Annotated in this window: 7 protein-coding genes and 1 pseudogene; all 8 read left to right on the top strand. The window is 23.2% G+C overall.

Annotated elements, in window-relative coordinates; all coding sequences use genetic code 11:
* A partial coding sequence (locus ACRDDY_RS01370; protein ID WP_438563174.1) for a DegT/DnrJ/EryC1/StrS family aminotransferase occupies positions 1–551 on the top strand: 551 nt, incomplete at its 5' end.
* Positions 551–1,147 (top strand): sugar transferase, encoded by a 597-nt coding sequence (locus tag ACRDDY_RS01365; protein WP_438563173.1) that lies wholly within the window; start codon positions 551–553, stop codon positions 1,145–1,147. The genes ACRDDY_RS01370 and ACRDDY_RS01365, both read left to right, overlap by 1 nt.
* Complete coding sequence (locus ACRDDY_RS01360) at positions 1,147–1,971, top strand: glycosyltransferase (protein ID WP_438563172.1); 825 nt, start codon at positions 1,147–1,149, stop codon at positions 1,969–1,971. Before ACRDDY_RS01365 ends, ACRDDY_RS01360 begins: the two co-directional genes overlap by 1 nt.
* Before the next feature lie 2 nt (positions 1,972–1,973).
* Positions 1,974–3,146: a CDP-glycerol glycerophosphotransferase family protein gene (locus tag ACRDDY_RS01355; RefSeq protein ID WP_438563171.1), complete on the top strand. Its 1,173-nt coding sequence runs from the start codon at positions 1,974–1,976 to the stop codon at positions 3,144–3,146.
* A 164-nt stretch (positions 3,147–3,310) separates the two neighbouring features.
* A complete protein-coding gene (locus ACRDDY_RS01350; RefSeq protein WP_438563170.1) occupies positions 3,311–4,378 on the top strand; it encodes a hypothetical protein in 1,068 nt (355 codons plus the stop codon).
* Positions 4,371–5,387: a glycosyltransferase gene (locus ACRDDY_RS01345; RefSeq protein ID WP_438563169.1), complete on the top strand. Its 1,017-nt coding sequence runs from the start codon at positions 4,371–4,373 to the stop codon at positions 5,385–5,387. The genes ACRDDY_RS01350 and ACRDDY_RS01345 overlap by 8 nt, the downstream gene beginning before the upstream one ends.
* 56 nt (positions 5,388–5,443) lie before the next feature.
* Positions 5,444–6,934: a lipopolysaccharide biosynthesis protein gene (locus tag ACRDDY_RS01340; protein ID WP_438563168.1), complete on the top strand. Its 1,491-nt coding sequence runs from the start codon at positions 5,444–5,446 to the stop codon at positions 6,932–6,934.
* Between the two features lie 45 nt (positions 6,935–6,979).
* A pseudogene (locus tag ACRDDY_RS01335) lies at positions 6,980–7,069 on the top strand (UTP--glucose-1-phosphate uridylyltransferase); the annotation flags it as partial.
* Positions 7,070–7,669: the final 600 nt, after the last annotated feature.

Below are 7,669 nucleotides of genomic sequence, written 5' to 3'. Positions count from 1 at the left end.
CTACAGGTGGAGGAGGAATGGTTGTATCTAATAACCAAGAGTTCTTAGATGAGATAAGATTTTTAACAACTCAAGCTAAAACAGATCAATTATACTTTATCCATGATGAGATAGGATATAACTATAGAATGCTAAATCTTCAAGCAGCATTAGGAACGAGTCAAATAGATCAATTAGAAAGTTTTATAAGCACTAAAATAAAGAACTATAACTTATATAAAGAAGCCATAGAGAGTATTGATGGATTGACATTGTTACCTTTTAATGCAGATATAAGACCAAATTATTGGTTTTATTCAGTAGTTGTAGATGAAGAAAAGTATGGTATGAATAAAGATGAATTATTAAAAAAATTAGTGGAAGCTAATATACAAACAAGACCTATTTGGGGATTAATTCATGAGCAAAAACCATATCAAAAACATCAAGCATATGGAATAGAAAAAGCTATTTGGTATCACGATAGAGTTTTAAATATACCATGTTCATCTAATTTGACTGAAGAGGATGCGAAATATGTAATTGAGAAGTTAAAGGAGTTTAAAAGATAATGAAATTAAGTGTTAGAATTTTTGATTTAGTTTTAGCCTCTATTTTGTTTGTAGTATTGTTTGTTCCAATGATTATAATAGCTTTAATAATAAAGCTAACATCGAGAGGACCTATTATTTATAAACAGTTGAGAACAGGATATAAAGAAACAAATTTTTATATTTATAAATTTAGAACGATGGCTCTAGGAAGTGACAAAACAGGAAGTATTACAATCGGAAATGATAAAAGAATAACTAAAATTGGCAAAGTCTTAAGAAAAACTAAAGTAGATGAGTTTCCTCAATTAGTAAATATATTTAAAGGAGAAATGACATTTGTTGGACCTAGGCCAGATACACCAGAATATTCAAAATATTATAAAAAATGTAATTCTAATTATTTCAATTTAATGCCAGGAATAACAGGAAAGGCTTCTATTTATTTATCAAATGAAGAAGAATTAATGGCAAAGGTTGAAAATCCTAAAAAATTTTATATAGAAGATATAATACCTAAAAAAGTAGAGTTGAATAATTACCATTTAAAAAAATTTAATATATTAGAAAATTTTAAAGTGATGATTGAAACAATTCTTAAGGTTGTGAGAAAATAATGGATAAAAAATTTTCTGTATTACTTTCAGTTTATAAAAATGAAAAGCCAGAATATCTAAAAAGAGCAATTGAAAGTATATACTATGATCAAACTTTAAAGCCAAATGAGATTATATTAGTAGAAGATGGACCATTGACAACTGAATTATATAGTACAATTGAAAAATTAAAAATAAAATTAGTAGATATTTTAAAAATAGTTAAATTGGAAAAAAATAGTGGATTAGGAGTAGCTCTGAATAGAGGTATTCTTAAATGCAAAAATGAGTTAGTAGCTAGAATGGATACTGATGATATAGCATATTCTGATAGATTTGAAAAACAAATCAAATACATGATTGAGAACTCAAATATTGATGTTTTGGGAAGTTATATGACTGAATTTGTTGATTCTATAGAGAATATCGTTTGTATAAAAGATGCGCCAACAAAAGATATAAAAAATTATATGAAATATAGAGATCCAGTAAATCATCCAACAGTAATTTTAAAAAAATCCAAAGTATTAGAAGCAGGAAACTATCAAGAAATTTTATTAAATGAGGACTCATATTTATGGAGAAGAATGCTTGTAAAAGGAGCTATATTTTATAATTTACCAGAACCACTTTTATATTTTAGGGTGACAAATGATACTTACAAAAGACGAGGCGGATGGAGATATGTAAAAGCTGAATGGATTCTTCAAAAAAAATATTTAAAATTAGGCGTTATAAATAAAAAAGAATTTATAATTAATATTATGTTAAAGACGGTAGTTAGAATAATTCCAAATGAAATAAGAAAAATAATATACTTAAAAGTATTGAGAAAAAGAGGTTAACAATGAGTAGAATTAAAGACTTGACTTTAAAAGATTTAAAATCTATTTTTTTGCTAATAATATCTATTTTATTATTGCCTTTTTTTAGAGGTAAATATAAAGAAATTTGGTTAATTTCTGAAGATGAATTTGAAGCTAGAGATAATGGTTTCGTATTTTTTAAATATCTGAATAAAGAAGTTCCAAATCAAAAGGTAATCTATGCAATTAATAAAAAATCTGTAGATTATGAAAAAATAAAAAAAATAGGTGAAATTGTAGAATATGGAACAATTAGACATTGGTTATATTATTTATGTTGTGAGAATAATATAACTACACAAAAAGCTGGAAAGCCTAACGCAGCAATAGGTTATATTTTAGAAGTTTTTGGAATTATAAAAAATAAGACTATTTTTTTGCAACATGGGGTTATAATAAATGATTGCAAGTGGTTATATTATCCTGTTACAAAATTTAAACTATTTTTTTGTGGTGGTTTTTTAGAGTATGAGTATGTAAAAAAGAAGTTTAAATATCCTTTAGAAAAGGTTTCATATACAGGTTTATGTAGATATGATGAACTTCATGAAGAATGTACAAAAAAAAATAGAATTGTAATAATGCCTACTTGGAGAAATTGGTTAGTTATGAATTCAAAAAAGAATCAAGAATTACAAAATAGTGAATATTTTGATAAATGGAATGAATTTATAAATTCAGAGAATTTATTAAAATTTGCAAAAGATAAAAATTTAGAAATTATTTTTTATCCGCATAGAAATATGCAAGATCAAATAAAAAAATTCTCTAAAAATAAAGTTGTAAAAATTTTGAGAGCGGAAGATATTGATATTCAAGATTTAATAAAAACATCTAATTTATTAATTACAGATTATTCTAGTGTTTTTACAGACTTTATATATATGAAAAAACCAATAATTTTTTATCAGTTTGATAGAGAGAAATTTATTGAAAATCAATACCAAGAAGGCTATTTTGATTATTTAAATAATTATTTTGGAAAAACATATAAAAATGTTGAATTAATAATAAATGAATTAAAAAGAATAGTTGATAATGAGTTTAAGGTAGATGAGTTATACTTAGAAGGGCATAAAAGTTTTTTCATGAAATATGATAAAAAAAATTGTGAAAGAACCTATAATGAAATAAAAAAAGTGAGTAGAAAATGAAAAAAAATAGTTTTATAGGAGTTTTGTTTTTTACGTTTATTAATTTTATGTTTGTTTATAAAATTAATAAAAGTTTTCAGTATATAATTATATATAGTTTGTTATTATTGTATTTATTAAAGAATTATCAATTGATATATGAATTTTTTAAAAAAAATAGAAAAATGAAACAAATATTTATAATTAGTTTGTTATATTTAATAATTTTATTAGATTCATTAATTTTTCCTATTTTACATCAAACAATGGATTTTACATATACTATAATAATAGGGGGTATTTTAAGAAATATTTTAAAATATTTATCTTTAGGAATTTATTCGATAAAAGAATTAAAAAATAAGGAAAAATTTTATAAATTTTTTATTTATTCTTGTTGCTTGAACATTGGAACAACAATATTATTTATTTTATGTCCTGCTTTTAAAGAAATGTGGATAAATAATATATATATATCAGAACTAAATTATAAATTAATTCAAGAACAAAATTATATAACGAGATTTAGTTTGGTTGGATTCACAGGGTTTAAAGAAAGTTTCTTAATAACGATAGGAATTGTTTTTAATATGTATTTATTTTTAAAAGAGGGTTATAATTTAAAAAATAGTTTAACATTGTTTATGTTGTTTTTAGGTTCATTATTTTATGGAAGAGTTGCAATATTAACGAGTTTATTAATTTTATTATTATTTTGTATTTATGAGATAATAATACGAAAAAAAATAAAGTTATTATTTAATTTTTTAGTATGTTCAATTTTTTTATTTGTAATTATATTTTTATTAAAAGACTATAATTCTAAATTAAATAATTGGATTATTTGGATTAGTGATCCAATAAATAAATTTTTAAATAATGGATCATTTGGATACTCAGGAGATACGTTAATAAAAAAGATGATATTTATTCCTAAAACTGTAACTTTTTTATTAGGAGATGGAAAATATACAAATTCAGATATGACATATTATATGCATACAGATTCAGGAATAATGAGACCGATATTATTCTATGGTATATTTAATCAAATTTTATCATATTTAATAGTGATAATATTGATAACTAATAGTATCAAATATAAGCTGATAAAATTTTTATTAATTCTTATGTTTATTTTATTTGAAGTGAAGGGAGAAGTATTTTATATATTTATAGGAATATTAAGTGCGATATTTTTTGTTGAAAATAATAGTTTAAATAAAAAGGTAGGTAATAAATATAATGAATAAAAAAATTGAATTATCTGTAATAATGTCAGTTTATAATTCAGAAGATTTTTTATATGAGGCTATAAAAAGTATACTAAGCCAAAGTTATGAGCAATTTGAGTTTATAATTATAAATGATGGTTCAACAGATTTAAGTGAAGAAATAATATTAAAATTCAATGATTCAAGAATAAAGTATATAAAAAATAAAAAAAATGAAGGGTTAATATATTCTTTAAATGAAGGAGTTAAGTTAAGTAGTGGAACTTATATAGTAAGAATGGATTCTGACGATATTGCCGAAAAAAATAGATTTGAAATTCAATTGAATTTTTTAAAAAAACATAAAGAAATTGATGTTTTAGGAACTACTTATACAAGGTTTGGTGAAGGTATTAAAAGAAAAAAAATTATAATGCCAGTAACTGAAAAATATTTAAAAGCAAATATTTTATTTGCAAGTCCAGTGTGTCATCCAAGTGTTTTTATAAAAAAAGAGACATTAGATAAATATAACTATGACTTAGAGTATAAGGGTATGGAAGATTATAAATTGTGGATTGATTTATTACTTGAAAAAAAGAAAATTATAAATATAAAAAATAGTCTTTTAAATTATAGAATTTTAAAATCAAGTGTTACGCAAACTGAAAATTTAAAATATAAAGAAAGACTTGAAAAATTTGAAAAATTATATAAATATTTTTTTGAAAAATTAAATTTTGATTTGACAAAAGATGAAATAAAATTACATGCACTTTTAAAAAATAAAATATCATTCATAAATTATGCTACAATAGATATTATTAGTAAATATTTTAAATATAGTAAATCTTTGATTCATAATAATAAAAAAAATATGTATTGTGACGAAGAAATTTTAAAAGAATTTTTAGGAAAAAATTATATTAAAGTTTTAATTTGGTCGAAAAAAAATATAAAAATAAAAGATATTACTTCAAAAGAGTCTATTCTATTGATTATATATGGAGTAAAATATTATGTTCGAAAAAAAATATTAAAATATTGATAATAATTAAAAAAATAAAAAGTTTATTATAAAAATTAATTAAAAATGAGGCAAGAATGAAAATTAAATCATTAAAAGTAGAAATAGTTATAAATTTATTAATAACTTTAAGTATTGGAATATTGACATTTATTGTAAATAAATATTTTGCAAATTATATGGGAGCAAAAGAATTAGGACTTATGAGATTATTTACTCAAATGATAGCATACTTAAGTTTAGCAGAATTAGGTCTAGGAACAGCATCAACTTATGCTTTATATAAACCACTAGCAGAAAAAAATTTTGAAAGAATAAACATAGTTGTATCTACAATAGAAAGTATTTATAAAAAAATTGCTTTATTTGTTTTAATTGTAGGTCTCATTTTAAATCCCATAATCCCATTTTTTATAAAGGAAAACTCTTTAAATAAAGATATTTATCTCTATTGGAGCTTATATGTTTTAAATACATCATTAAGTTATGGATTTGCAAAATATAGTGTTTTATTTACTGCAAATCAAGAATTTGAAATAGTTAGAATAATTCAAGGGATAAGTAAAATTGTATCTCAAGGATTACAGATTTTAATTCTTTTAAAATATCAATCTTTTATAGGATTTATAACTCTTTTAATTATAGAGAATATTATACAGTATATTTTTTATAAAAATTATTATAAAAAAAATTATTCATATATAAAAAAAGTTAAAGAACGCGAGAAAAATATATCAAAAGATTTGATGAATTTATTTTGGCACAAAATTGGAGCATTAATAGTTTTTAATACAGACTATATAATAATTTCTAAATTTATATCTTTAACTATGGTCGGAGTATATTCAAGCTATATGATGATTATAAATATAATTGGAACATTAATAGGTATAGTTACAAATGTAATTACACCAAAAATTGGAAATTTTATATCTAAAAATAATAAAGAAAATATTTTTGAACTTTGGAAGAGAGTAAATATTGTTTTTATTTTTATAGGATTTATTTCGACTTATATGACATATAAATTGATAAATCCATTTATTGATTTATGGTTAGGAAAAGAGTACATTTTAGCTTCTGGTACAGTATTTCTAATAATGATAAATTTATTTATTCAAAGTACTAGAGTAATAGTCGAAATATTTAAAAATGGCTGTGGATTTTTTAGTGATATACATCTTCCAATAATAGAAGGCGTAATTAATCTTATATTATCTTTAATTTTAGTTTACTATATAGGAATTAATGGTGTAATAATAGGTACTATAGCTTCAAACATAATAATTATTTTACTAATTAAACCAATATTGGTATTTAAGGTGTGTTTTAATGAAAATTGGAAGAGCTATTTAAAAATTCTTATCGAATATTTAATTTTAGGGGTATTAGCTATTTATATTTCAGAAAATCTAATTATCAAATTTATTGATATGAAAGAATTAAAAACATGGATAGATTGGATTGAAAAAAGTATAAAATTATTATTAATAACAACAAGTGTAAGTTTTATTATATTTTCTTTGAATAAAGAATTTAGAAAAAATTTAAAATTAGTAATGAAATAAAAAAATTATAATTTATATAAATTTACAAATATAGAGGAGAAAAGGATGAAGAAAGTTACTAAAGCAGTTATACCTGCAGCAGGATTAGGGACTAGAGTACTCCCTGCAACAAAAGCACAGCCTAAGGAGATGGTGCGACACGTTGCATAGTGAAAAGCTATGCCACATCTAGAGTTTAGCGATAAACTAAAGATGGAGAACTATATAACTGAGAGGTGGAATGAAGGAGTAACGTCCTGAAACGCCTCCCCTAATACTCCGATATGCGATTAAATTCTAACTAAATTTAATGGTGTAAAGCTCGGTGAAGTCGGCTGAGAACTACTCCTAACATGTTATGATGAGGAAATGCGAACCAGAGGTGGTCGAGGTAGTGATAGGTCGGGGGTCGAATCTATACGGTGAGAATGCACAGTGGTGCTGACAAAGTTGCGAATGTACAGGCCTAGAATCGGATATACCAGAAATGGTGTACTTGGAAAAATCCAAGGTAAGTGGTGATGAGTAAGTATCATTTCTATGAAAGTCACTATATTGTTAAAGGCAATATCAAGCTTACAGGTCTAGAGTAACCACCTAAGTAGATTCTATGATAAGTTATATGGAACGTGGAAAGCAAAGCACAACAAAACAGCTTAGTTAGAGCGTTGGTGAATATAAGTTAAATAAACTTTAACGAAATTTCTTTAGCTTTGTGAGAGTAGGGGCATAGTACCAATGAAACCATGATAATAA

The organism is Clostridium sp., from assembly GCF_051656525.1.
In the GTDB taxonomy this organism is placed as follows: domain Bacteria; phylum Bacillota; class Clostridia; order Clostridiales; family Clostridiaceae; genus Clostridium.
This window is presented reverse-complemented; position numbering and strand designations above follow the sequence as displayed.